Source organism: Peribacillus sp. NPDC101481 (assembly GCF_044767165.1).
Lineage (GTDB): Bacteria > Bacillota > Bacilli > Bacillales > DSM-1321 > Peribacillus.
The window spans coordinates 1,601,482-1,626,454 of sequence record NZ_JBIWNJ010000002.1; the positions used below are offsets into that span (position 1 = coordinate 1,601,482).

At 41.1% G+C, this 24,973-nt stretch carries 22 protein-coding genes; 21 read left to right on the top strand and 1 reads right to left on the bottom strand.

The window, feature by feature from the left end; translation table 11 throughout:
• Positions 1-69: 69 nt before the first annotated feature.
• From ACIROD_RS17685 to ACIROD_RS17755, 15 genes are all read left to right on the top strand, one after another.
• On the top strand, positions 70-933 hold the full coding sequence (locus ACIROD_RS17685; RefSeq protein WP_402942513.1) for a branched-chain amino acid ABC transporter permease: 864 nt from the start codon (positions 70-72) through the stop codon (positions 931-933).
• A gap of 1 nt (position 934) precedes the next feature.
• A complete protein-coding gene (locus ACIROD_RS17690; RefSeq protein WP_101221911.1) occupies positions 935-1,930 on the top strand; it encodes a branched-chain amino acid ABC transporter permease in 996 nt (331 codons plus the stop codon).
• Positions 1,927-2,697 carry an ABC transporter ATP-binding protein gene (locus tag ACIROD_RS17695; protein ID WP_402942516.1) on the top strand — a complete coding sequence of 257 codons (771 nt, stop codon included), beginning with the start codon at positions 1,927-1,929 and terminating at the stop codon, positions 2,695-2,697. The genes ACIROD_RS17690 and ACIROD_RS17695 overlap by 4 nt, the downstream gene beginning before the upstream one ends.
• Positions 2,690-3,397: an ABC transporter ATP-binding protein gene (locus ACIROD_RS17700; RefSeq protein WP_402942519.1), complete on the top strand. Its 708-nt coding sequence runs from the start codon at positions 2,690-2,692 to the stop codon at positions 3,395-3,397. Before ACIROD_RS17695 ends, ACIROD_RS17700 begins: the two co-directional genes overlap by 8 nt.
• 22 nt (positions 3,398-3,419) lie before the next feature.
• Positions 3,420-4,601 (top strand): ABC transporter substrate-binding protein, encoded by a 1,182-nt coding sequence (locus ACIROD_RS17705; protein ID WP_101222243.1) that lies wholly within the window; start codon positions 3,420-3,422, stop codon positions 4,599-4,601.
• Between the two features lie 272 nt (positions 4,602-4,873).
• On the top strand, positions 4,874-5,782 hold the full coding sequence (gene murQ, locus ACIROD_RS17710; RefSeq protein WP_402942982.1) for an N-acetylmuramic acid 6-phosphate etherase: 909 nt from the start codon (positions 4,874-4,876) through the stop codon (positions 5,780-5,782).
• A gap of 11 nt (positions 5,783-5,793) precedes the next feature.
• Entirely contained in the window at positions 5,794-6,651 is an 858-nt protein-coding gene (locus ACIROD_RS17715; RefSeq protein WP_101221915.1) for a MurR/RpiR family transcriptional regulator, read from the top strand.
• 32 nt (positions 6,652-6,683) lie between these two features.
• Complete coding sequence (locus ACIROD_RS17720; RefSeq protein WP_101221916.1) at positions 6,684-8,054, top strand: PTS transporter subunit EIIC; 1,371 nt, start codon at positions 6,684-6,686, stop codon at positions 8,052-8,054.
• Positions 8,051-9,061, top strand: a complete 1,011-nt coding sequence (locus tag ACIROD_RS17725) for a MupG family TIM beta-alpha barrel fold protein (RefSeq protein WP_402942524.1) — start codon at positions 8,051-8,053, stop codon at positions 9,059-9,061. Before ACIROD_RS17720 ends, ACIROD_RS17725 begins: the two co-directional genes overlap by 4 nt.
• Positions 9,062-9,272: 211 nt before the next feature.
• On the top strand, positions 9,273-11,213 hold the full coding sequence (locus tag ACIROD_RS17730; protein ID WP_402942527.1) for a glycoside hydrolase family 3 protein: 1,941 nt from the start codon (positions 9,273-9,275) through the stop codon (positions 11,211-11,213).
• 13 nt (positions 11,214-11,226) lie between these two features.
• On the top strand, positions 11,227-12,465 hold the full coding sequence (locus ACIROD_RS17735) for an exo-beta-N-acetylmuramidase NamZ family protein (protein ID WP_402942530.1): 1,239 nt from the start codon (positions 11,227-11,229) through the stop codon (positions 12,463-12,465).
• 190 nt (positions 12,466-12,655) lie between these two features.
• Positions 12,656-14,131: an N-acetylglucosamine-specific PTS transporter subunit IIBC gene (gene nagE / locus ACIROD_RS17740; RefSeq protein WP_402942533.1), complete on the top strand. Its 1,476-nt coding sequence runs from the start codon at positions 12,656-12,658 to the stop codon at positions 14,129-14,131.
• A gap of 366 nt (positions 14,132-14,497) precedes the next feature.
• Positions 14,498-14,926 (top strand): DUF1801 domain-containing protein, encoded by a 429-nt coding sequence (locus tag ACIROD_RS17745; RefSeq protein WP_260357525.1) that lies wholly within the window; start codon positions 14,498-14,500, stop codon positions 14,924-14,926.
• Positions 14,927-14,971: 45 nt separating this feature from the next.
• Positions 14,972-16,015 carry an oxidoreductase gene (locus ACIROD_RS17750; protein WP_402942536.1) on the top strand — a complete coding sequence of 348 codons (1,044 nt, stop codon included), beginning with the start codon at positions 14,972-14,974 and terminating at the stop codon, positions 16,013-16,015.
• A 121-nt stretch (positions 16,016-16,136) separates the two neighbouring features.
• Complete coding sequence (locus ACIROD_RS17755; protein WP_402942539.1) at positions 16,137-16,457, top strand: hypothetical protein; 321 nt, start codon at positions 16,137-16,139, stop codon at positions 16,455-16,457.
• 21 nt (positions 16,458-16,478) lie between these two features.
• Here ACIROD_RS17755 and ACIROD_RS17760 read toward each other — a convergent pair whose 3' ends face one another.
• Positions 16,479-17,666: an MFS transporter gene (locus ACIROD_RS17760; RefSeq protein ID WP_402942541.1), complete on the bottom strand. Its 1,188-nt coding sequence runs from the start codon at positions 17,664-17,666 to the stop codon at positions 16,479-16,481.
• Positions 17,667-17,788: 122 nt separating this feature from the next.
• Between ACIROD_RS17760 and ACIROD_RS17765 the strand changes: the two genes are divergently transcribed.
• The 6 genes from ACIROD_RS17765 to ACIROD_RS17790 all read left to right on the top strand — a co-directional run bounded on the left by ACIROD_RS17765 (position 17,789) and on the right by ACIROD_RS17790 (position 24,970).
• Entirely contained in the window at positions 17,789-18,235 is a 447-nt protein-coding gene (locus ACIROD_RS17765; protein WP_101221922.1) for a MarR family winged helix-turn-helix transcriptional regulator, read from the top strand.
• Between the two features lie 290 nt (positions 18,236-18,525).
• Positions 18,526-20,115, top strand: coding sequence for a long-chain-fatty-acid--CoA ligase (locus tag ACIROD_RS17770; RefSeq protein ID WP_402942544.1), 1,590 nt, complete (start codon positions 18,526-18,528; stop codon positions 20,113-20,115).
• A 906-nt stretch (positions 20,116-21,021) separates the two neighbouring features.
• Positions 21,022-22,125 (top strand): amidohydrolase/deacetylase family metallohydrolase, encoded by a 1,104-nt coding sequence (locus ACIROD_RS17775; RefSeq protein WP_402942547.1) that lies wholly within the window; start codon positions 21,022-21,024, stop codon positions 22,123-22,125.
• Complete coding sequence (locus ACIROD_RS17780; RefSeq protein ID WP_402942548.1) at positions 22,103-23,212, top strand: DgaE family pyridoxal phosphate-dependent ammonia lyase; 1,110 nt, start codon at positions 22,103-22,105, stop codon at positions 23,210-23,212. The genes ACIROD_RS17775 and ACIROD_RS17780 overlap by 23 nt, the downstream gene beginning before the upstream one ends.
• On the top strand, positions 23,209-23,964 hold the full coding sequence (gene dagF, locus ACIROD_RS17785) for a 2-dehydro-3-deoxy-phosphogluconate aldolase (RefSeq protein ID WP_101221925.1): 756 nt from the start codon (positions 23,209-23,211) through the stop codon (positions 23,962-23,964). Before ACIROD_RS17780 ends, dagF begins: the two co-directional genes overlap by 4 nt.
• The gene (locus ACIROD_RS17790) at positions 23,957-24,970 is read left to right on the top strand and encodes a sugar kinase (RefSeq protein ID WP_260357533.1); all 1,014 of its coding nucleotides are present in this window, start codon (positions 23,957-23,959) and stop codon (positions 24,968-24,970) included. The genes dagF and ACIROD_RS17790 overlap by 8 nt, the downstream gene beginning before the upstream one ends.
• The last annotated feature ends 3 nt before the right edge of the window (positions 24,971-24,973 follow it).

Sequence of the window (24,973 nt, forward strand, 5' to 3'; positions counted from 1 at the left end):
TATGGACAGGATGGTAGGCCAGGGAATGAACAGCAAAGTGAAATTCAATAATTTTCAAGGAGGAAGTAAATGGAAATTTTGATCCAGCAGCTTTTTAATGGTTTGACGATTGGCAGCGTATATAGTCTTGTTGCCCTGGGATTGACGCTAGTATATGGAATATTGCATATCCCGAACTTTGCCCACGGTGCCCTATATATGTTGGGTGGATATATCACGTTATCAATGATGACCTTATATGGGGTCAATTACTGGATTGCCATGTTCGTATCCATTATCGTTGTTGGTTTGTTGGGAGTCCTTTTGGAACGTTTCGTGTTTCGCCTGTTAAGGGAGGCACCTCCATTGCACGATAAGATAGCGGCAATCGGAATTCTCCTTTTTCTTGAAGCCTTTGCCCAATTTGTCTGGGGTGCCGACTTCCATACAATGCCTTCTCCATACGGCCAAGTGGTCAATATCATGGGCCTGACGTTCACACTTCAGCGATTATTGATCATCATATCAGCTATCGCAGTGATGGTTTTACTTTACCTTTTCCTAAAGAAAACTTATGCCGGCTCGACGATTATAGCGATGTCCCAAAGCCGTGAAGGTGCTTCATTAGTGGGAATCAACATTAATAAAGTCGCAATGCTTACCTTCATGATATCGGGAGGATTAGCAGCCATCGCTTCATCCCTTGCATCACCGATTAACCTTGTTTTTCCCGGCATGGGGCATTTAGTCATCCTAAAAGCATTCGTCATTATCATATTGGGCGGGATGGGGAGCATCCCGGGGGCGATCGTAGGCGGATATATCCTAGGTTTCAGTGAGAGCCTGGGCGCAACTTATATTTCAAATGATTATAAAGACATCATTGCATTCATTCTTTTAGTCGTAATATTAACCGTGAAACCAACAGGTCTTTTTGCCAAGGGGGAGAGGTAGCGTGAAGATATTAACGAAAAGAAATGGGATTATCGCACTTATCATCTTTGCTTTTTCATTCCCCTTTATCGCTCAAAACGATTATTATCTCCATATGCTGACACTTTCGTTCATCTGGGCGATAGCTGTTTATGGAATCAATTTATTATCAGGATATACTGGATATCTCTCGCTTGCACATGCTGGATTTTTTGCGATTGGAGCATATTCACTTGGCCTCCTGACGGTAAAAGCGGAAATGAACTTTTGGCTGGCACTTGTATGTGCATGCTTAATCACATGTGCAATTGGGTTTTTAATCGGTTTGATCGCGCTGAGGACAAAGGAACACTTTTTCGCGATTTATACCCTATGTGTGGGTTACATCATATATCTGGTCATCGATAAATGGGAAGGACTTACAGAGGGGGTTAGGGGATTGATCGGTATCCCTGCTCCTGGCAATATAGGGCCGATCACCTTCGATACTGCAGCATCCCAATATTATCTAGTCCTCATTTTCCTGCTTGCAGTGATTTTAGTCGTGTATCGAATTATACGCTCGTTGACCGGCAGGACGTATATGGCCATCAGGAACAGCGAGGACCTTGCAAAAACCATTGGTATATCCACAATGAAGAATAAGTTAACCGCATTTGTCCTTTCCACATTCTTTGCAGGTTTGGCAGGTGCTTTGTATGCTTCATTCATTCGTTTCATTGGACCTGATATCGGATCAACTGCCATAATGTTCGATCTATTGATGTATTTATTGGTTGGTGGAATCGGGACACTTTCAGGTCCTTTGGTAGGAACATTATTGTTAGTAATCCTTTCGCAAAATCTGCAATTCCTTCAAGAATATCGAATGTTGATATTCGGGCCATTGCTTACGGTGATCATTATCTTTTATCCGCGCGGAATCGCAGGTGCCTTCTTTGATTGGAAAAGAAAGCGAAAAGATAATGAACTGTCCAGGGTGAGAAGCGAAATGCACATAAAAGCTGAGGAGGGATGAATTTGCTAATCGAAACGAAGAGTTTGACAAAGCGGTTTGGAGGATTGGCGGCCGTCAATAATGTGGATTTTACGATTGAAAAAGGTAGAATCAATGCAATAATCGGACCAAATGGTGCAGGAAAATCAACTTTTTTCAACTTGATCAGTGGCTTTCATCGACCAACTTCCGGGACGGTCCTATTTAAGGGGATTGATATCACCAAACTTCCTGCCAATGAAATAGCGGGGCTCGGAATTTCAAGAACCTTTCAAACGACAAGCCTTTTTGATCAAACGACCGTGTTGGATAATGTCATTGTCGGTCATAGGCTGCGAACCAAATCCAATCTGGTGGATGCCATTCTAAGAACAAAACGTTTAAAACGGGAGGAAGCGGCTTGCAGGGATAAGGCAATGGAGGTTCTTGATATTGTCGGATTGACGAAATCGGCTGACAGAATGGTCTCCAGCATCTCGCAGGAGGAAAAGAAACGGACAGCCATTGCCCTTGCCCTTGCGACTGAACCGGAAATTATCTTTCTTGATGAACCTGCTGCGGGAATCAACCCTGATGAAACGGAAGGCTTGACAGAACTGATTAAAAAATTGAATCGATCGGGACTGACCGTTTGTTTAATCGAGCACAAAATGCATATGATCATGAACTTGGCAGACCACATCATGGTCCTTAATTACGGAGAAAAAATTGCCGAGGGCACACCTAAGGAAATCCGCGGAAATGAAGCGGTGATTAAAGCCTATTTAGGAGGGAGTGCCAGTGCTTAAGTTAACCGATGTCGCCGTGAATTATGGTAGTTTCACTGCGATAAAACATGTGAATATCGAAGTTGCCAAGGGAGAGATCGTTGTTTTGTTGGGAGCTAATGGGGCAGGAAAAAGCACGACTTTTCGTTCCATAAGCGGAATCAGTAAGCTGTCCAAGGGGGAAATTCATTTTCTGGGCATGCCGATAGCGGGCCGTGCCCCGGATAAGAATGTTCGGGAGGGAATCGTCCAGTGTGCCGAAGGACGTAAACTGTTTCCACAAATGACCGTCCAGGAAAATCTGAGGATGGGTGCTTATGTGCATCGAAAGAAGAAAGCGGAGATCAAGGATTCCTTGGAATACGTCTATCACTTATTCCCGATTTTAAAAGAAAAGCATCATGATGAAGCGGGAAGCCTGAGCGGCGGGCAACAGCAGATGCTCGCAATTGGAAGAGCTTTGATGTCGAAACCGAAATTGTTGATGCTTGATGAGCCTTCGGTGGGACTCGCTCCACTTATTGTTGAACAAATGTTTCTGGTCATTGAAGAAATAAACCGCGAAGGAATCACGGTCCTGCTTGCTGAACAAAACGCGAATGCTGCTCTCGGCATTGCAGATAAAGGATATGTTTTTGAAAATGGGGAAATTGTCGTTCAAGGGACAGCAAGTGAGTTATTAGCCAATGATGAAGTAAGGAAAGCGTATATTGGAGCCTGAAAAAATTGAATGGGGGATTTTCATGAAAAAACTGAAAGTATTATTTATTTTTCTCCTGCTAATGATCACTGTGTTGACTGGGTGCAATAAAGGGGATAGCACTGTGTCAAGCAGTGGCAGTAAAGGCAAAAGTGATAATGTCGTTAACATCGGTTTTAGCGGTCCTTTAAGCGGTGCGGCAGCGTTATATGGGAAACGGACATTGAATGGTGTAGAAATGGCTGTCAATGAAATTAATGATGCTGGCGGGTTTGAAGTAGATGGTAAGAAATACACATTAAATTTAGTTTCGTTGGATGATAAATACCTTCCAAATGAAACAGGGTCGAATGCTAAACGGTTAATTCAGGAATATGATACGCCGATCATTTTCACGCCTCATAGCGGAGGTGTGCTGGCACTTCAGGTTTTTAATGAACAAGAGGAATTCATAATTGGGGCATATACGAGTGAACCGGCAGTGACCGAAAGCGGAAATTCATTAACCGTTCGAATTCCACCGAATTACGAGGGGTATATTGAACCTTTTACAACATATGCAATGGAACATTTCGGCAAGAAGATTGCCGCTTTGCCAACATCTTCGCAATACGGTAAAGACTGGACGGAGGCCGTGCTCCCACATTGGGAAAAGCAAGGCGGAAAAGTCGTTTATAATTCATCGATTGATTTCGCCAAAGAAACCGATTTCTTTACGATTGTCACCAATGCCTTGAAAAAAGATCCTGATGTGCTATTTATCGGTGGTGCTTCGGAACCTACGGCAAAAGTAGCGAAGCAAGCTCGGGAGCTAGGCTTTAAGGGTGGTTTCATCATCATGGATCAAGCAAAGCTGGATCAAATGAAGCCGATTGCAGGGTCATATGAAACATTGGAAGGCTCGATTGGCGTTTTGCCACTGATGGACTCAGATGAAGAAGCAATACCTGCTTTCGTTGAGAAATATCAAAAGAATTATAAGGAAGATCCAAGCTCAGAAGTAGGATTGAATTATATCGCCATGTATGCGTTTGTAGAAGCGATGAAATCTGCAGGCAGCGTTGATGATGCCAAGGCCATCCGTAAGCATATGCAAGATGGACTTTCCAATATAGGGCCAGATCAAAAAATATACGATATTCCCTCGATTGATGAAAATGGAGGATTTGCATCAACTATTGTCGTCGGTGCAGTAGAAAACGGGAAAGTAGTCCCTATTCGTTAACTGGGTAAAGGAATGAGGTATCCTGGGGCCGAAGTAGTATACTAGTTTGGCATTTTATTATATAACTTGTGCGTGTATCGTTCCCAAGTTTGGGGACGGTACACGTTTTTTTATTGTTGAAAAAATCCTGTGGTGCAAGATCACCAAAAATATCTTGTATCCGAGTAATGAAAACGCTATCATTGAATATAATATGAAATATAATTTCATTATTTTCTATTAAAAAACGAAATTATATTTAAGTAATTGTTTATGGGAGGATTTAATTGTCTATGGAAGAACATTTGCGTTCATTAACGACTGAATTACGGAACGAAAAGACAATGAATATCGACAGTGTAAATACGATGGAAATCATTTCTGCAATCAATAAAGAAGATTTTAAAGTGGCAGCAGCGGTTGAGGAGGTATTGTCAGAAATTGAAACGGTGGTTGAATGGGCTTGCGAATCGTTAAAAAAAGGGGGGAGACTCATTTACATCGGAGCAGGAACGAGCGGAAGACTCGGTGTGCTTGATGCAGTGGAATGTCCCCCGACTTTCAGCACACCGCCTGATAGTGTACTGGGAATAATCGCAGGAGGGGAAAAGGCGTTTGTTCGGGCTGTTGAAGGAGCAGAGGATAAAGAAGAGTTTGGGGAATGTGATCTGATGGATGTGGGCCTTACAGCAAATGATACGGTTATTGGCATTGCGGCAAGCGGTCGTACCCCTTATGTGAAGGGCGCTTTACGTTATGCAAGAAAAGTCGGGGCTAAAGCGGTTGCTTTATCATGCAATAAAAACGCGAGCATCACAGAAGCAGCGGATATAGGGATTGAAGTGGTTGTCGGACCGGAAGTGTTAACAGGATCCACGAGAATGAAAGCCGCAACCGCACATAAAATGGTACTCAATATGATTTCAACGGCAACCATGATCCGGCTGGGAAAAGTCTATGAAAATCTGATGGTAGATGTAAATGTCAGTAATCAAAAACTGAAAGACCGTGCAATAAGCATCATAGAAACTGTAACGAATGCTGACTATGATCAAGCATTGAATACGCTTGAAAAGGCAAATAATCAAGTTAAGCCAGCGATTGTCATGATAAAAACGGCAACAGATTATGAAAAAGCAATGGAGTTACTGGAAAATGCTGATGGAGATGTCAGAAAAGCCATCTCAATCTATGAAGATTAAGGAGGGAAGAAATGGCTACAGGAGGATTATCAATCATACAGACAATGTTGAGCAAGCTGCCGCAATCTGAACAAAAACTAGCAGAATATATTCTCAAGAATCCTCATGAAGTTGTGAACAGCACTGTACAGGAATTAAGTACGTCTGCCCAAACAAGCGGGGCTGCTGTTATTAGGTTGTGTAAGTCGCTTGGCATAAAAGGATTTCAAGATCTGAAAATAAGGATTGCTGGAGATTTGATGAAGACCGTTGAACAGGGCTACCGGGATATCGAACCTTCCGAATCACTGTATCGGATTGTTGAGAAAACAACGAGTAATTCGATTCAGACCATCCGGGACACATCTGAAATAATCGATCACGATAATCTCAAACATGCGATAACGCTGATGCTGAATGCTAAAACTGTCCACTTTTGCGGTGTTGGTGCTTCGAATATAGTTGCGGCTGACGCTCAGCAAAAATTACTTCGCATCAATAAAGGGGCAACGGCTTTTACAGATATGCATTTAGTTGCAACCTTGATTGCAAATGCTGATGAAAATGATATCGTTTTTGCCATTTCATTCTCAGGGGAAACACCTGAAGTTGTCAATATATTAAAGCTGGCAAAAGAACGTGGGGTAAAGACGATTGGGCTGACTCATTATGGCCAAACAACGGTATCTTCTTTGTGTGACGCTACACTGTATACATCCTTTTCGAATGAAGCACCGTTTCGAAGTGCAGCCACATCCTCACGATTGGCACAATTATATATGATTGACATTTTGTTTTTGGGGATGGCTTCAGAGCAATATGAAGAGACTGTCCAATATATTGATAACACCAGGTCTGCCATTAAATCGATGACAGATCGATATAAATGATTGATACGAGATTTGACAAAGGGGGCTTTTGAATGGGTAAGGGGGATAAGTACGCCAGTTTAGCCGAAGAATTATTGGGGAAATTAGGCGGGGCATCAAATGTTGCCGATGCTGCACATTGTATGACCAGACTAAGGGTATTGCCAATCGATCGTTCGAAAGTAAAAATGGAAGATATAAAAAATACTGAAGGCGTTTTTGGCGTCATTGAAGAGGAAACGATACAAATCGTCCTCGGTCCAGGCGTGGTGAACAAGGTTCATGCAGAATTTGAAAAGCTTTTGGAAGATTATTCAGGCAATTTGAACTTAAAGGAAGTAGCCTCGAAAAATAAATCAGAGATTGATAGGAAAAATGCAAAACCTTTTAAACTTTTTTTACGCAGGATTGCAAGTATTTTCATCCCTTTAATTCCCGCCCTAGTGGCATCAGGTTTGATAACCGGTATTACAAAAGCAATCGTTCAAGCAGGCTGGCTAGCAGCAGAATCACAATTAGCCATCATTTTAACCGTTATCGGATCGGGGCTGTTTGCCTACTTGGGGATTTTGGTTGGGACCAATGCAGCAAAAGAATACGGTGGATCACCTGCACTAGGTGCACTTGCAGGCATTTTGGTCATCAACCCCGCTGTCGGTGACATTTCATTGTTCGGTGAAAATTTGCTCCCTGGCCGCGGTGGGTTGATAGGAGTCCTCTTTGCAGCTATTTTCATAGCCTTGGTGGAAAAACAGGTCAGGAAATTCATTCCTCAATCACTGGATATCATTTTGACGCCAACCATCGCTTTACTCATTACTGGGATTGTCACTTACATTGTATTTATGCCGGTAGGTGGGTTTTTATCGGATGCCATTACGACTGGGTTATTGAATGTATTGGATTTCGGCGGTGTTGTAGCTGGATTCGTCCTTGGTGCAGCCTTCCTCCCTCTCGTCATTACTGGTTTACATCAAGGTTTAACGCCTGTCCATCTAGAATTGATAAATTCGATTGGAGATGATCCACTGCTTCCCATTTTGGCGATGGGTGGCGCGGGCCAAGTGGGAGCGGCATTTGCCATCTATATGAAAACGAAGAAAGCAAGTTTGAAGAGAGCAATCGGAGGAGGCCTTCCTTCCGGGATGCTAGGTATCGGCGAACCTCTTATATTTGGAGTGACCCTGCCATTGGGCCGGCCTTTCTTAACGGCATGTTTAGGTGCAGGAGTAGGCGGAGCATTCCAGGCTCAATTCGGAATCGCAACGTCGTCCATCGGTGTGTCCGGACTGCCGCTTACCTTTTTAGTTCATCCAAATCAAATCGCTCTGTTCCTCGCTGGACTGTTCATTTCCTATATAGCAGGATTTATTTTTACGTATCTGTTTGGATTTAATGATGAAATGGCGGTTGAATTCAAGTGATCGGAATCTCTTTTTATCTACAAGACCCGCATGCAGAAACACAAATCAAACATGCTGCTGACCTGGGAGTGAAGAGAGCATTTACCTCGCTTCATATTCCTGAAGAAAAGGGCGAACTGGTAAAGAGAATGATCAGGCTTTTAAAGCTTTCAGAATCCTGCGGAATGGAAATCCATGCAGATATCTCAATAAAAACGCTTCATCATTTGGGGATTAGCAAATTTATGGATTTATGGAGATTAGGTATTAAAGGTATTCGCCTTGATGATGGATTTGATAAAGAAACGGTCATATCCTTATCCAAGGTGTTTTCACTTTCACTGAATGCAAGCACGTTGAATGAAGATGAACTTTTAGCCGTGCTTGGAGGCGGTGTGGAACCGGAAAATCTGATAGCTTGGCACAACTTTTATCCAAGGCCTGAAACGGGCCTTGAGGAAGAATTCTTTCATGAACAAAATCAAATGTTCATGAAATACGGCATTCCGATCTTTGCTTTCATCCCAGGTGCAGGAAGTAAACGCGGTCCAATTCATGAAGGTCTTCCAACGCTTGAAAAACACAGGTTGATGAATCCTTACGCTGCCGGTATCGAGCTGTTTCAGCATGTGGAAGGAGTTTACGTTGGAGATCAAGGAACGGAGAATAATCTGCTTGAGAATCTGACTGCCTATAAAAATCAAAATATTCTAACTGTTAGAGCGGAATCCCGACTCTTACAAAGCCGTCAGTACGAATTGAGGCCAGATGTTTCTCAAGATGTTTTCCGGCTGCAGAATACCCGGGTCACAGCAAATGTTGAGCCGAGTAATACAGTTGCACGCAGCCTTGGATCCATAACGATGGACAATGATGGTTACGGAAGATATCGGGGAGAGGTCCAAATTTGCAAAAGAGACCTAGGGGCAAATCATCGAGTTAATGTGATTGGGCGAATTATAGAAGAAGATATTCCCTTGCTGTCCCTTCTAAAGCCTGGTCAAACGATAAAACTTATAATTGAGTGACCAATTGGGCTCTATGAATCAATTATACGGAGATAATAGGATATATTTCATGATGGCTTGTTAAAAGAGGCGGCAGAAGGGATTCCCAATGCTGCCTTGGTTTCTTTATAGGATCTATATAGTTCTTTTCCATTCATTTATACCCCTTCATGAAAGTGGTTATGGAATTGCTGCTAACAGAGCTAGAAAGTATACAAGGGAGGAAGCCTAAATGATAAAAAGGATATGTGCCCCTGCTGGAATAGCATTATTCTTGGTTTTATCCATTCTGGGAGGGAATGCGACAGCAAAAGGATCAGAGACTGAAAAAACGGTATCGGATATTCAGGGAATCGTAGCAAACATGACAGTCGATGAAAAAGTCGGTCAAATGCTCATGCCTGATTTTCGTAATTGGCAAAAACAAGGAGAAGCGAAGACGACGGGGTTTATTGAAATGAACTCAGAAGTTGCAAGCATCATCAAAAAATATCATCTGGGCGGTGTTATTCTGTTTGCAGAGAATGTAGTCGATACCGAACAAACGGTACGGCTCACCGATGGTTTGCAGATGGCAAGCCCGGACCTTCCGCTGTTCATAACGATTGATCAGGAAGGTGGAATCGTAACTCGCCTTCAAACTGGAACGAACCTTCCTGGCAATATGGCACTTGGTGCAGCCAGAAAAGAAAGTTATGCTTATCAATCCGGAGAAATCATTGGCAAGGAACTGTCGTCACTTGGCATAAATGTCAATTTCGGGCCGTCTGTCGATGTCAATAATAATCCTGGAAATCCCGTTATTGGCGTTCGTTCCTTCAGTTCTGATCCGGAACTTGTAGCAAAGCTGGGCATTCAAACGATAAAAGGATTGCAAAATCAGAACACGATAGCAACGACCAAGCATTTCCCCGGCCACGGAGATACAGCAGTCGATAGTCATTATGGTCTTCCCCTTGTTTCTCATGATAAAGGTCGTTTGCGTTCCATCGAGTTGATGCCTTTCCAAAGGGCCATTGATGCTGGAGTTGATATGATGATGACTGCACATGTTCAGTTTCCTGCATTCGATGACACTACCTATATCAGTAAAAAAGACGGTCAAGAGATTATGGTTCCTGCAACGTTGTCACATAAAGTCATTACGGGTCTATTACGTGAAGAAATGGGTTTTGACGGTGTTGTGGTTACAGATGCATTGAATATGAAAGCCATCGCGGACAACTTCGGACAGGAAGAAGCCGTAGTCCTTGCCCTGAAGTCTGGTGTTGATATTGCATTGATGCCTGCACAGGTTAATTCGCTTCAAATGGAAAAGAATTTAACCTCTGTATTCAATGCAGTGAAGGCAGCAGTGGCAAGCGGGGAAATTCCTCTAAATCAAGTCAACCAATCTGTAACGAGGATCCTTGAACTAAAAGTGAAAAGAGGGATATTAAACCCTGATGAAACTCCGATCGATAAAAAAATCGACACCGCGCTTCAAGTGGTAGGGAATGAAGATCATTTGAAAAAAGAACGGAAAATCGCGGAAGATGCCATCACCTTATTGAAAAATGAAGACAAAACATTGCCTTTCAAACCTAAGAAAAATGATAAAGTTTTAATTCTTGCTCCTTTTGATGACCAAGTTGAATCCATGTCCAGGAGCATCAGCGAATTAGCTGATAAAAAGAAAATAAAGAAAGTCCAAATAACGGGTATGAGTTTTTCAGGAAAGTCATTTACTGATCAAGTGGCAAGGCTCATTGATGAATCGGACTTTGTCATAACTGGTTCCTATGTTGTCAAAAACGATCCGGCTGTCAATGATGGAGTGATCGATGATAGCATTCAAGATTCTTCGAAGTGGGCAACAGCCTTCCCTAGAGCGGTCATGAATCATGCTAATAAGAAAGATAAAGAATTTGTATTAATGAGTTTAAGAAACCCTTATGATGTTGCAAACTTTGAAGAAGCGAAAGCGGTTCTTGCTGTTTACGGGTTCAAAGGGTATTCGAATGGGCGTTATAGACAGCCGAATATCCCGGCAGGAATTTCGGCCATTTTTGGAGTATCAAAACCTAAAGGTACTTTGCCGGTTGATATACCATCAGTAATTAAGCCCTCTGAAAGTCTTTATAAATTTGGATATGGATTAGATATTAAATCTGGAAGACCCATTAAAAAATAGGGAGGGAAGCAGTTTGAAAAGAATGATAATCCTATTTACCATTTGTCTGTTGACTTTCGGCATTGTATCCTCAAAAAGTGTAACCGCTGTTAAAGAGAAGAAAAAACAAAAGGTCAGTCCCGGTATTGAAGTCCTTTTAAAAGAAGAAAAGAACGTGTTAAGCGGAAAGAAAGTCGGCTTGATTACGAACCCAACTGGCATCGATTCAAAATTAACCAGCATCGTCGATCTACTTCATGATGATCCAGACATTAATTTGACAGCGTTATTTGGTCCTGAACATGGAGTGCGTGGAGATGCGCAAGCTGGTGCAAGCGTTGAATATTATATTGATGAAAAAACAGGGTTGCCTGTTTATAGCTTATATGGCAAAACGAAAAAACCGACGCCTGAAATGTTAAAGGATGTGGAGGTCCTTGTTTTTGATATCCAGGATGTCGGAACACGCTATTACACTTATATCTACACGATGGCATATGCAATGGAAGCAGCCAAAGAAAATAATATCCCCTTTATCGTGCTGGACCGGCCGAACCCACAGGGCGGGGAGTCGGTAGATGGGCCGGTACTTGAACCTGAATTCTCATCGTTTGTCGGTTTGTACCCAATACCGCTAAAGCATGGGATGACAGTTGGGGAACTCGCGACTTTGTTCAATAAGGAATTTAATATTGGTGCAGATCTAAAGGTCATCAAGATGAAAGGCTGGAAGCGAGATATGGACTATGATGATACTGGTCTCCCTTTTGTCTTGCCGTCACCGAATATGCCCGCAGTTTCCACTACTTTCGTATATCCGGCTACAGGCTTGATCGAGGGAACAAATGTCTCGGAAGGCAGAGGGACGACTAAACCATTCGAGTTGATTGGTGCTCCTTATATAAACAGTGATGAGCTTGCTGGGAAATTAAATGAATTAAGGTTACCTGGCGTAAAATTCAGGGCAGCCTCCTTTACACCTACATTTTCAAAACATGCAGGTAAACTCAGCCACGGAGTGGAAATTTATATAACAGATAGAGAGGAATTCAAGGCTGTCCCTACTGGACTTCACATCATCAAGACCATTCAGGATCTATATCCTGATGATTTCGAATTCCTTGCAGCCAAAAATTTCAATTTATTGATTGGCAATGGCTGGGTAATGTCCAGAATTGAAGAAGGTTCATCAGTAAATGAAATCATGAAGGAGTATCAAGTAAAGCAGGATGCTTTTAAAAAGGTTCGTAAAAACTACTTGCTCTATAAATAAGTGAAAAAAGAAAAGTCCGGTTGGACTTTTCTTTTTTTTATGAACTTTTGATGGAGGATTAAATCGCTAAGACTTTATTTCTGAATATAGCCAACTTTATATATGAAATGAAGTTCTAAAATGGAAGGAACCGTTGTCTAATAGAATATGGGGTTTGCCCTAAATCAGTAATTGACAGGAGGAAAGCGGGATGAAAAAATATCTTCAAAAAATTGGACGTTCCTTGATGCTGCCAGTAGCCGTATTACCAGCAGCCGCCATTTTAATGGGGATCGGTTATTGGATAGATCCGGCAGGATGGGGAGCGGGAAGTCCTTTAGCGGCTTTCTTAATAAAAGCAGGTTCTTCGATTATAGACAATATGGCTATATTGTTTGCTGTTGGAGTGGCGTTGGGGATGTCGAAAGGAAAAGATGGAGCCGCCGCTTTAAGCGGGCTGGTAGCCTATCTGGTTGTAACGACATTGCTTTCCACGGACTCTGTAGCGATGCTGCAGGGAATTGATGCAAAAGATGTAAATCCAGCATTTGTGAAAATAGAAAATGCATTTGTCGGAATCCTCTCGGGCCTTATAGCGGCAGCTATGTATAATCGGTTCAGTAAGGTCGAGCTGCCGGATGCACTCGCTTTCTTTAGCGGTAAACGCCTTGTCCCGATCCTTACTGCGGTTGTCATGTTACTGGTTTCCCTATTATTATTCTTCGTATGGCCGCTCATCTATTCCTGGTTAGTTATATTTGGGGAAGGAATAAGTGAATTAGGAGCTGCTGGAGCAGGACTCTATGGATTCTTTAATCGGCTTTTGATACCAACAGGTTTACATCATGCGTTAAACTCCGTATTCTGGTTCGATGTGATAGGACTTAACGATATCGGTAAATTCTGGGCTGGAACAGGAGTAAAAGGAACCACAGGCATGTATCAAGCCGGATTCTTTCCCGTCATGATGTTCGGTTTGCCGGCAGCAGCTCTTGCCATGTACCATACGGCAAAATCACGGAAGAAAAAACAAGTTGCCTCATTAATGCTCGCAGCCGGTTTCGCTTCATTTTTCACAGGAGTTACTGAACCGTTGGAATTTGCTTTCATGTTTGTTGCACCAGCCCTATTCGTTGTGCATGCCTTATTAACAGGAATATCATTAGCTATTGCTGCGACTTTCCAATGGACAGCAGGTTTCGGTTTTAGTGCAGGATTTATTGACTTTATTTTAAGTTCAAGGTTGCCATTGGCAAATGAACCGTATATGCTACTTCTTCAAGGACTGGCTTTTGCTGTCATCTACTATTTCTTATTCCGATTCTTGATTACAAGGTTCAATTTAATGACTCCCGGAAGAGAAGATGATACAGAAGATGAGCTTGATGGCGGAGGAGCGACTGCGGAAGCAGACAGCAGTCAAGGCGGGAATAATGAGAGTAAATTCTTTGGAATGGCTTCCGCTATTTATGAGGGATTAGGCGGAGACGCAAACGTTACATCTGTAGATAACTGCGTTACCCGTTTAAGAGTTGAAGTGGAAAATATGGGAGCTGTCGATCAGAATAAAATCAAATCAACAGGGGTTGCTGGAATCAATATCGTGGGTCCCCAAAGCATTCAAGTCATCGTAGGGACACAGGTACAATTCATAGCTGATGAAATTGAAAAAATCCGGCGGCAATAGGTCTGGATAAACTGCATTTTGCCTTTTAATGCAAAAATCTACGATCAGAATTATATTTTCTGATCGTAGAGATTTTTATGATAAGTACCGATTTTTAACGCACAAAAGATTTATCTTTATAAACTCTGTTCTTAAAATAGAATAAAACGAATTAATGTTCTATAATATAAAAGGGTATTGAATGAAGGATTTGCCATGAAGCTTGGAGAACTAATAATGAAGATCGTCCGCCAATCATTGATATATCGGGGATGAAGGTAATATACATACATATCAACCTAAAAACATGATTGTATAGGGTACTAATATACTGTGCAATCGATATCTTATGAATTTTTTCTACCTTTTATAAGGGAGGTTCCGGTCATGTATAAACAAAAAACCAAAGAAACTGACAGTAGTGTCATTGAGTTCATTGAGAACGTCGATAATCCGAAAAAACGTGAAGATGCATACGAATTGTTGGATGTTTTTACCCAAACGACAGGTTATGAGGCAAAGATGTGGGGACCGAGCATAATTGGGTTCGGTACCTATCATTATAAATATGAATCAGGTCACGAAGGCGATGCCCCCCTGGTAGGCTTCTCGCCTCGAAAAGCAAAAATCAGTTTATATTTTGCTACGGGAGACAAAAAAAGAGAAGAATTGTTACAGGCATTTGGTAAACACACTTCCGGGAAAGCGTGTGTGTACATCAATAAAGTGGCAGATATCGATATTAACGTATTAAAAGAATTGATTAATCAATCTGTCAAGTTTTTGAGAGATACATACCCGGACAATGAAATATAATAAAATGTATGTTTAAGAGGAACAAGAAAGCGAGTGGGAACGAAAATGAGAAAAATTAAAGTGGGCATAGTTGGATACGGATTGTCAGGAGCTACTTTTCACGCGCCGTTATTAAGTGTTTTAGGGCAGTTTCAAATAGCGAAAGTTGTCAGCTCCAATAAGGAAAAAGTCCAAAAAGATTTGAAAGATGTTGAAGTGGTAAGCAGCTTAGAGGAGATTCTTGAAGACCCATCCATTGATTTGGCTGTTATTACGACACCGAGTGGTTTACATTATGAAATGGCCAAGCAAAGCTTGTTAGCAGGGAAGCATGTCATTCTTGAAAAGCCAATGGTAGTGGAAGCTTGGGAGGCGGAGGAGCTCATTAAGATTGCCGAGGAAAAGGATCTGCTATTAAGTGTCTATCATAACCGGAGATGGGATAATGACTTTTTGACCGTGAAAAAACTTATGGATGATGGAGTGCTTGGGGAAATCAATACATACCAAGTCCATTATGATCGATACCGGCCTGTGGTCAGGGATAGATGGAGGGAAAAACCAGGTCCGGGATCAGGCATGCTTTATGATTTAGGATCACATCTCATCGATCAAGCACTTCATTTGTTTGGGTTGCCGCAATTCGTTTGGGCAGATGTATTTTCCCAAAAAGAAAATGCAGAAACGGATGATTATTTCCATGTAATATTAGGATATGAAAAGCTGAGAGTTATCTTGCATTCAGGCTCAATCGTTCCGTTTAATGGACCGCGCTATCAGGTGCATGGAAGTAAAGGATCATTTATCAAGTACGGTCTTGACTGCCAAGAGGCAGCCCTAAGTGAGGGGAAAAAACCTTTGGATGACTCTTGGGGTGCAGATGAACCCGAATTCTATGGTAAGCTGGTTACGGTTGAAGGTGAAAATGAGACACATGAAACCATTGAAACACTGAATGGATCTTATTTAACATATTACCAGGCAATTGCAGATAGTATATTGAGCGGAAAAAAAGCTCCAGTAACCGCCCAAGAGGGATTATCGGTCATTAAAATCATTGATGCAGCTTTTGAAAGCAGTAAAGGGAAAAAAGCCGTATATATTAAATGATCATTTTCCCCTAATAACAATATAAATGAGAAAAACTGAATGATAAGCGGCCTTATTCTCTATTAGAGGAAAAAGGCCGCTTTTTGTTTTGGTCAAATAAAATCATTAACTTAAGAAGCAAATGGTTTCGATTGTTACGCAAGATTTTGAGCTGTTTCCGCATGAAAATGGAGCGAATATCCAAGAGATTGAAGCGTTACTCGTGAATTCGGATCATATACTCGTGAGATTCATCCATTTACTCGTGAATTTGACGCATTTACTCGTGAATTTGAATGTTACGGAAGATTTAGAGCTGCTTACGGAAAATGGAGGGAATATCCGCGAGATTTTACTTTTACTCGTGAATATACAGTTTTGGAGGATTTCAATTGATATAAAAATCATAAATGAAAAACCCCCGAATGGCGGCTGCTACTCGGGGGTTTTGTTAAGGCATTAAACTTGAAATGCCTTCTAAGCTCTAGGATAATGCCTTCGCATGAAGAGATCGCTTTTGCCAAGCCATGGTAATCATCAAAGTAATGAATAAAAGGATAAGGCCCAACATGAACGGATAGGTAATGTGTACATCATACATCATTCCGGCAAGTGTAGGTCCGAGCACATTTCCAATGCTCATATACGCATTATTCATGCCCATTGCAAAGCCCTGTTCATTCCCTGCCATCTTGGAAATCAGTGTGTTAAGAACTGGACGCAAGATGGAAGTGGAAAGGAAGATGATAAGCGAAATCAAAAAGAAAATCAGGTAACTTGTAGCAAAAAGTGATAGAAGGAAACCGATTGCTGCAACACTGATAAAGATATTCAGCACATTCACTTCCCCGAAACGCTGTACAATCCGGTCGACGACAAACAGTTGCACTATTACACTGACGATACCGGTGGCTGTAACCATGATGGCGATGTCCTTAGGACTTGAATTGAATTGATTATCAAGATAAAGACCAATTACAGATTCATATGCCATTAGGCCAAAGCTCATTACAAGAGTAATGATGAGTGGGATGAAATAAGGCATTTTCACAGATAAGGCAATCTTCCGAATCATTGTTTCAGTTTTTGCATCCATGGATTGTGGAACCTGTGCCGTTTCGCTTTCTTTTAAAACAAAAATCGAAAATACAACAGCTGATAGGGATACCAGAGCAGAAATCAAAAAGGGAAACTTCAAGCCAAAGTCAGCTAAAAAACCTCCAATTCCCGGACCGACTACAATTCCTAGGGACATGGCGGCAGATACTAAACTATTGCCTTTGGCGCGTTGATCAAATGTGGTGATATCGGCTACATAAGCAAAAATTGCGGGTATTAGCAAAGCTGCCCCGATCCCGCCGATGATACGTGAAGCATATAATAACCAAATGGAATTGACTGCATAAAAAATAAACATGGATAATGTCAAACCGACCAATCCATAAATAATCATTTTTCTGCGCCCGAATTGGTCAGTCCATTTTCCGGCAATTGGCGAAAAGATAAGTTGTGCACCCGCGAAAATGGCGATCATTAGGCCAGCGGCGGTTCCGCCTTGATTAATGGAGGCCAGGTATGCTGGTAAAATGGGAATGATGATACCGAAACTTCCTATTGCTATAAACATATTGATCATGAGGATAATGATCTTTTTACGTTGTTCTGCTGACATGGACAGCCTCTCTCTCTCTTTAAAAAATCAATAACCAATTTAATTCGCATGGTTAATTTTTTGATACGTTAATTATGTTATAGTTTTAGATAGATAGTGTCAATAAGAAAGGATTGTCAAACATGAATTCAAGTGAATTGTATAATTTACATCTAGAGATCAGGGAACTAAGCAGACTATCACAAGAATTGGTTGAACCGTTATTGGTTAAATATGATTTAACTTCTGTACAGTATCGCGCATTGCAATTAATAGTCTTGAATGAATCCATAGCTGTTAAAGATGTTTCGAATCATTTGAAGATTAAACCTGCGGCAGGAACTGCACTAATTGATCGGCTTGAACGGAAGAAGTTGATTGAGAGGGTACATAGTGAGGATGATCGGCGGGTAGTTTTTATCCAATCCACTGAAAGTGGAAGGAATACCTATCATTCCATCAATAAGTGTTTTACCAAAATCTTTCGTGACTTTTATAGCGTCCTAAATGGAGAGGAAACGGAACGTCTCAAACAAATCGTTGGGAAGCTTACCGAACATCTGTCGTCATGCATAGAGAATAAAATATAGTCTTCCTGACGTGTACAGTTTCCATTATAATAGAATGAAGATGCACTATATATTTATTAAAGCAGTGAATTTCACTGTTTTAGGAGGTTAATTATCAGAATAATTAAAAAAATTTAGGTAAAAACGTCATTCAATGATTTTATTTTGGTGTAAGTAATCCATTAAAGAAGATATGACGGCTGGAAAATGAATATGTATCAAAAGGATAAGAAGTTTTTTTCTCAGGATTCATCATGACGAACCAGGCAGGGTGCTGAATACAAAGAATCTGAAAAGAAGGAGATGGTAAAATGTTTTCCCCATTAACTCCAATGGAATGGAAGCGCAGGGCCGTAAAATATTATCCTCAAAAAGTGGCAGTCATTGATGAAGAGAAAGAGTTTACTTATAAGGAATTCGGGCAGCGAACAGATCAACTTTCCAAAGCATTGCATTCTTCGGGAATTGAAAAAGGCGACCATATTGCAGTAATGTTGCCAAATACGCATTATATGTTGGAATGTTTTTATGGCATTTGTCAAATGGGAGCGGTAATGGTTCCTTTGAATTATAGGCTTGCTGCAGAGGATTTGGAATATATCATCAAGCATAGCGATTCAAAAATGTTGATAGTCGATGAAGAATTCACCGCTCCAATCGAAAAGATCATTACTAGACTATCATTGGAAAAAATCATTATCGTGCCTGTTGAAGGACATGAAACCACTTTACCTGGGATAGACTATGAGAATTTCATTTTGCATGCAAATGATGGTGGTCTGCCAGAGGTTACAATCGATGAAAATCAACTTTTGACTATAAATTACACGAGTGGAACTACTTCAAAACCAAAAGGGGTAATGTTGACCCATCGCGGGAATTACATGAATGCCGCTAATTTCATTTATCACCTTGGAGTGAAGCATGACGATGTATACTTACATACCTTGCCAATGTTTCACGCTAATGGCTGGGGAGGTGTATGGTCGGTAACGGCTACTGGCGGGACCCATGTATGTTTAAGGAAGGTCGATCCCCCTCTTATCCTCAAATTATTCAGCCGTCATAATATTACATTGTTATGTGGAGCACCTACTGTCGTCAATATGTTGGTAAATGATCCTAAAGCAAAAGAAACAAATATCAAAGTGCGTCCAAGGATGGCAACAGCCGGTGCTCCTCCAGCAGCAGCGCTTATACAAAAGGCACAAGAAATCCTTGGTTTGAATATGATCCACGTATATGGATTAACAGAAACTTCCCCTTTCATCCTATATAACGAGTGGAAGGATGAGTTTGAAGCTAAATCGGCGGACGAACAAGCAATAATAAAGGCAAGACAAGGTATTGAATTGGTTTTCAATGGGGAAACGATGGTGGTCAATCAAGAAGGGAAAGAAGTCGCTTGGGATGGAAAGGAACTGGGGGAAATCATCACTCGCGGCAATGTTGTAATGGAAGGATATTATAAGGATCCGGAAAAGACGGCCGAAGCAATTAGAGATGGCTGGTTTCATACCGGGGATCTGGCAGTTACCTATCCTGATGGATATATTGAGATACAGGACAGGGCTAAGGATTTAATCATTTCCGGCGGGGAAAATATTTCTTCAACAGAGGTAGAAGGGGTATTGTATAATCATCCAGAGGTTTTGGAGGCTGCGGTCATTGCCATCCCAGACGATAAATGGGGAGAAACGCCTAAGGCAATCATTGTGCTGCAGCCCAATGCAAAAGTGACAGAAAAAGAGATCATTACTTTTTGCCGCTCAAAAATGGCTCATTTTAAAGCACCGACAAAAGTTGAATTCGTAGAGTCTTTACCGAAAACGGCAACAGGTAAGCTACAAAAATACCGTTTGAGGGAAATCCATTGGAAAGGATCAAAAAAGGTAAATTAAAGGCTTTCATCGGAACGGGATATATATTGAGGGGGTGTCATAAAAAGGTAAATCAAATGAAGTACGGCAATTAACAAGACCAAGAATGCTTTTAAATAAGCATTCTTGGTTTTTATATTATGGAAAGCAACATTTCCTCTGTAATACTAGGAGCGGGATAAATTAATTAACGAGGGCTTCTAAATGAAAGATTTGACTTGTAATATATATACGTATTTTAGATAAACTTGGTTTTTTACAACTAGCATAACTGATGCATGATAGGCGTGCTTTCCGGAATAATATGCTGCTATTAAACTATTTGGACTGCAAGCAAGTGATCAGGATGTCCTCAGTAATAATAGCTGATCGAAATTAATTTTAAATGTAAAACATAGACTTATTAATTTTATTTATAGCAATAATTATTGGATTAATTATATGGTTGAATAAAAAGAAAAAAGGATCTAAATCAGTTTATAGACAAAAGGGGTTCTATCTAAATTTTGAAACAAAGCTGATTGGAGCGAGTGTCTTGAGGCAATGTTCAAACCCCCTTTAGTCTGACTTAGAGTTAGTTTTTTATTAAAAAAACTTATATCAATGGATTTTTGTGAATTCGTTAAAAAAAAGGCGGGAAGAAAAATTATCTATTTTTCTTCCCGCCTTTTTTATGAATAGCACGAAAATTTTTAAAAATCCTAATGAGATCTTATTATATGAAGAAACTAAGAAGCACATAGAAAAACAAACGATATTCTATTAAAAATTCTGTAAACTTAAATCAAACATTATAACGTTATATTGATTAGTTCGGTAAAATATGATAATCTATTTTTGTAAAGAGAAATGAAATGAATTCTTATTCAGTGTAACCGTATACAAAGTACTTGCAATCGGTAGGAAGTATCGAAAAGGATGAGGGAAATGACAGATACGTTAGTTCTGAAGAATGTAAAGATGTTAGAGGGGAATGCAGCGGATATCATACTGGAAAAAGGGATGATTAAAGAAATCGCACTTCCCGGAACTGCAACAGGCAATAAGATAATAGATTATGATCAAAAAGTTTATGTTTCGAGCGGATGGATTGATATGCATGTACATGCTTTCCCGGAATTCGATCCTTATGGTGATGAGGTTGATGAGATTGGATATAAAACTGGTGTAACAACGGTCATCGATGCGGGAAGCACGGGGGCAGATAGGATATCTGATCTGGTTATCAGTTGTGAAAATTCCAAAACGAATGTTTTCGCCTTTCTGAATATTTCGCGGATAGGTTTGAAAAGGATTGATGAGTTATCGGATATTTCATGGCTGGACGAAGGGGAATTAAGGAAGGCAATTTCCAAGTACGGGGAGTTTATCGTTGGACTTAAAGCGAGAATAAGTAAAAGTGTGGTTGGTCCAAATGGTGTCCAGCCATTAAAAATCGCTAGGAAGTTTTCGGCTGAAACTGGTTTACCATTAATGGTTCATATCGGTTCAGGGCCGCCTGATATTAAGGAAGTCCTTGATTTACTTGAGGAAAAGGACATTATTACACATTTCTTAAATGGTAAAGCGAATAATTTATTTGATGTAAGAGAAGAGCCACTGCCTGAGTTAAGTAAGGCGATTGAACGTGGTGTTCATTTGGATGTAGGTCATGGAACGGCAAGCTTTTCTTTTAAAACTGCCGAAATGGCAAAAAAGCGGGGGATTCGTTTCAATACGATCAGTACGGATATATATCGTAAAAACAGGGAGAATGGGCCAGTTTTTAATATGGCAAATGTGCTTACAAAATTTTTGTACCTCGGTTATCCATTAAAAGAAGTAATAGATGCCGTTACGGTCAATGCAGCAGCTTGGTTGCATAAACCAGAGCTTGGCAGGATTTCAACTGGGGATATTGCGAACTTGACCTTATTCTCGATCGAGAATGAACAGACCCTTTTATTGGATTCCGAAGGTGAAAAAAGGATGGCAGAAAAAAGAGTTGTTGTAAAAGGAGTGGTTATAAATGGAGAATTCATTGAACGCTAAATACGGTTTGAAAAGAGTCATCAATGCAAGTGGAAGAATGAGCATATTGGGGGTTTCTTCCCCAACTGACACAGTGATGGACGCGATGAAAAAAGGTGGGCAAAATTATGTTGAAATTTCTGATTTAGTCGATAAGTCAGGCCAGCATATAGCGAATTTGCTTCATTCCGAAGCAGCGGTCGTCGTAAACTCAGCATCAAGTGGAATTGCGCTTTCCGTAGCGGCGATCGTGACTGAAGGAAACAGAAGGAAAAGTGAAAGGCTTCATCAAGATCCCATTCAAAAGAATGAAATCATCATGCTGAAAGGCCATAACGTTCAGTATGGTGCACCGGTTGAAACCATGATTTACCTTGGTGGAGGAAACTTGGTGGAAGTTGGGTATGCAAATGAAGGGAAGGCAGAGCATATTGCTGATGCCATAAATGAAAATACTGCCGCCATTTTATATGTGAAATCGCATCATGCTGTTCAGAAAAATATGATATCGGTCGAAGAAGCATGGGAAGTGGCCAAAAAGAATAGTATCCCTCTGATTGTCGATGCAGCAGCTGAGGAGGATTTAGAAAAATATATACAATTCTCCGACTTGGCGATCTATAGTGGATCAAAAGCCATTGAAGGACCCACATCAGGTATCGTTGCTGGCAGAAAAAAATATATCGAATGGGTAAAGGTTCAACTGCACTGTATCGGAAGGAGCATGAAGGTTGGAAAGGAAACTACCTTTGGGCTGCTTCAGGCATTGAATGAGTATTTTGACAAGACAGATAATAGCGAAAAAGAAAAGGCTAGTTTACAAATTCTCACATCACTTGACTCCATTGATGGCGTAAAAGTAACGATAGTACAGGATGAAGCCGGCCGTGCCATATATAGAGCCCGCATTTCCATTGATCCTTTGATAACGGAAACAACGGCGAAAGAAGTGAACGAGCAGCTCAAAAATGGGGATATTGCCATTTATACACGTGATTATGGGATTCGGCAAGGCTTTTTCGATATAGATCCGCGTCCATTGCAAGGTGATGATATACATGTCATAGAAGCACAATTAAGAACAATATTAGGAGGAAAACAAGGATGACAAACATAAACAAACGGTTATTGAATGATCGTGTAGCCTTAAATGTACTTGCAAATAGTGTAGAAAATGCAGCGGAAGTCTTTGAAGCAGCGGAAGGCCATGTATTGGTGGGTGTACTCTCAAAGGACTATCCAACTGTGGAAGCTGGTGTTACAGCAATGAAAGAATACGGAGAAGCCATTGATGAGGCCGTTTCAATAGGATTGGGCGCGGGCGATAATAGACAGGCAGCAGTTGTCGCAGAAATAGCAAAATACTATCCAGGTAGTCATATTAACCAGGTTTTTCCGGCTGTTGGTGCCACCAGGGCCAATTTAGGTGAGAAGGATAGCTGGATAAATTCACTTGTTTCTCCAACTGGGAAAGTCGGTTATGTGAATATCTCCACTGGTCCAGTAAGTGCAGGTGCAAGTGAAACTGCCATTGTGCCTATAAAAGCTGCCATTGCGCTTGTTCGTGATATGGGAGGAAATGCATTAAAATACTTTCCGATGAAAGGCCTGAAGCATGAAGATGAATATCGTGCTGTGGCAAAAGCTTGTGGTGAAGAGGGATTTGCTTTGGAACCAACAGGTGGAATCGATTTAAATAATTTCGAGACCATTTTAGAAATTGCATTAGAAGCAAAAGTGCCTAAAGTCATTCCCCATGTATATTCTTCTATCATCGATGAAGAGACTGGTAAAACGAATGATGAGGATGTACGGAAATTATTGGCCATAACAAAAAAATTGGTTGAAAAATATGCCTAAAAGGATTGTGGCATTCGGGGAAGTTATGATGCGTTTGCAGGTACCAGGGTATGAATTACTATCACAGGCTAACACTCTGCAATACTCCTTTTCAGGCACGGGAGTAAACGTAGCTTCTGCGATGACAAAGCTTGGACATGATGGGTATGTTGTGACCAAGTTACCGGATAACCCCCTCGGGGATTCAGCGATCTCAGCTCTGCAGCGCTTAGGAATTGGAAGGGGCTACATCTCCAGAGGCGGCAAATACATGGGGATGTACTTTTTGGAAAATGGATTTGGACAGCGGGCGAGCCGTGTCACATATTCCAATCGACTGGAAAGCAGTTTTAATACAGCCACCTTATCCGATTATGATATGGATATGATTTCGGAAAGTACGGATATCATCCATTTTTGCGGAATCACGCTTGCAATGGCGGAAAATGTACGGGAAAGTATGAAGGCGCTGGCTGGAAAAGTCAAAGAAAAAGGCGGTACAGTCTGTTTCGATTGCAATTACCGTCCCTCTTTATGGGAGGGAGGTTATTCTGACGCAAAGCCTCATTATGAAGAAATGCTTTCTTTGGCTGATATCGTCATGATGAATGAGAAAGACGCCCTATATATTTTAGGAATGAAGTCAGAAGGCTCCACAAGGGAAGAGCAGCTTATTGAGTTGATCCCTGAAGTGGCCAAGAAATTCAATATTCAATCGATAGCAGGGACACATCGTTCAATCAACAGTGATAATAGCCATACGCTGAGGGGGTATATATACAAAGAAGAGACATTTTACTTTTCCGATATCCTATCATTTTCCGTATATGATAGAATAGGTTCAGGCGATGCTTACACAAGCGGAATCCTGCATGGCGAATTGCTAGGATATTCCCCTGAAAAGACAGTTCGGTTTGCGGCTGTATCAGGAATGCTGGCATGTACTGTCGTTGGAGATACTCCTTTGGCAACCGAAAAGGAGATACTCTCGGCAATGGAAGGTAAAATGGAAGATATTAAGAGATAAAGG

Bases quoted from the DNA above. Each gene is read 5' to 3' on its own strand.
- ACIROD_RS17760 (WP_402942541.1), bottom strand. From the start codon at position 17,666: ATGTCAGCAGAACAACGTAAAAAGATCATTATCCTCATGATCAATATG.
- ACIROD_RS17720 (WP_101221916.1), top strand. From the start codon at position 6,684: ATGGGTAAGGGGGATAAGTACGCCAGTTTAGCCGAAGAATTATTGGGG.
- ACIROD_RS17715 (WP_101221915.1), top strand. From the start codon at position 5,794: ATGGCTACAGGAGGATTATCAATCATACAGACAATGTTGAGCAAGCTG.
- nagE (WP_402942533.1), top strand. From the start codon at position 12,656: ATGAAAAAATATCTTCAAAAAATTGGACGTTCCTTGATGCTGCCAGTA.
- ACIROD_RS17765 (WP_101221922.1), top strand. From the start codon at position 17,789: ATGAATTCAAGTGAATTGTATAATTTACATCTAGAGATCAGGGAACTA.
- ACIROD_RS17770 (WP_402942544.1), top strand. From the start codon at position 18,526: ATGTTTTCCCCATTAACTCCAATGGAATGGAAGCGCAGGGCCGTAAAA.
- ACIROD_RS17695 (WP_402942516.1), top strand. From the start codon at position 1,927: ATGAATTTGCTAATCGAAACGAAGAGTTTGACAAAGCGGTTTGGAGGA.
- dagF (WP_101221925.1), top strand. From the start codon at position 23,209: ATGACAAACATAAACAAACGGTTATTGAATGATCGTGTAGCCTTAAAT.
- murQ (WP_402942982.1), top strand. From the start codon at position 4,874: ATGGAAGAACATTTGCGTTCATTAACGACTGAATTACGGAACGAAAAG.
- ACIROD_RS17745 (WP_260357525.1), top strand. From the start codon at position 14,498: ATGTATAAACAAAAAACCAAAGAAACTGACAGTAGTGTCATTGAGTTC.
- ACIROD_RS17775 (WP_402942547.1), top strand. From the start codon at position 21,022: ATGACAGATACGTTAGTTCTGAAGAATGTAAAGATGTTAGAGGGGAAT.
- ACIROD_RS17790 (WP_260357533.1), top strand. From the start codon at position 23,957: ATGCCTAAAAGGATTGTGGCATTCGGGGAAGTTATGATGCGTTTGCAG.
- ACIROD_RS17685 (WP_402942513.1), top strand. From the start codon at position 70: ATGGAAATTTTGATCCAGCAGCTTTTTAATGGTTTGACGATTGGCAGC.
- ACIROD_RS17755 (WP_402942539.1), top strand. From the start codon at position 16,137: ATGGTTTCGATTGTTACGCAAGATTTTGAGCTGTTTCCGCATGAAAAT.
- ACIROD_RS17780 (WP_402942548.1), top strand. From the start codon at position 22,103: ATGGAGAATTCATTGAACGCTAAATACGGTTTGAAAAGAGTCATCAAT.
- ACIROD_RS17705 (WP_101222243.1), top strand. From the start codon at position 3,420: ATGAAAAAACTGAAAGTATTATTTATTTTTCTCCTGCTAATGATCACT.
- ACIROD_RS17750 (WP_402942536.1), top strand. From the start codon at position 14,972: ATGAGAAAAATTAAAGTGGGCATAGTTGGATACGGATTGTCAGGAGCT.
- ACIROD_RS17730 (WP_402942527.1), top strand. From the start codon at position 9,273: ATGATAAAAAGGATATGTGCCCCTGCTGGAATAGCATTATTCTTGGTT.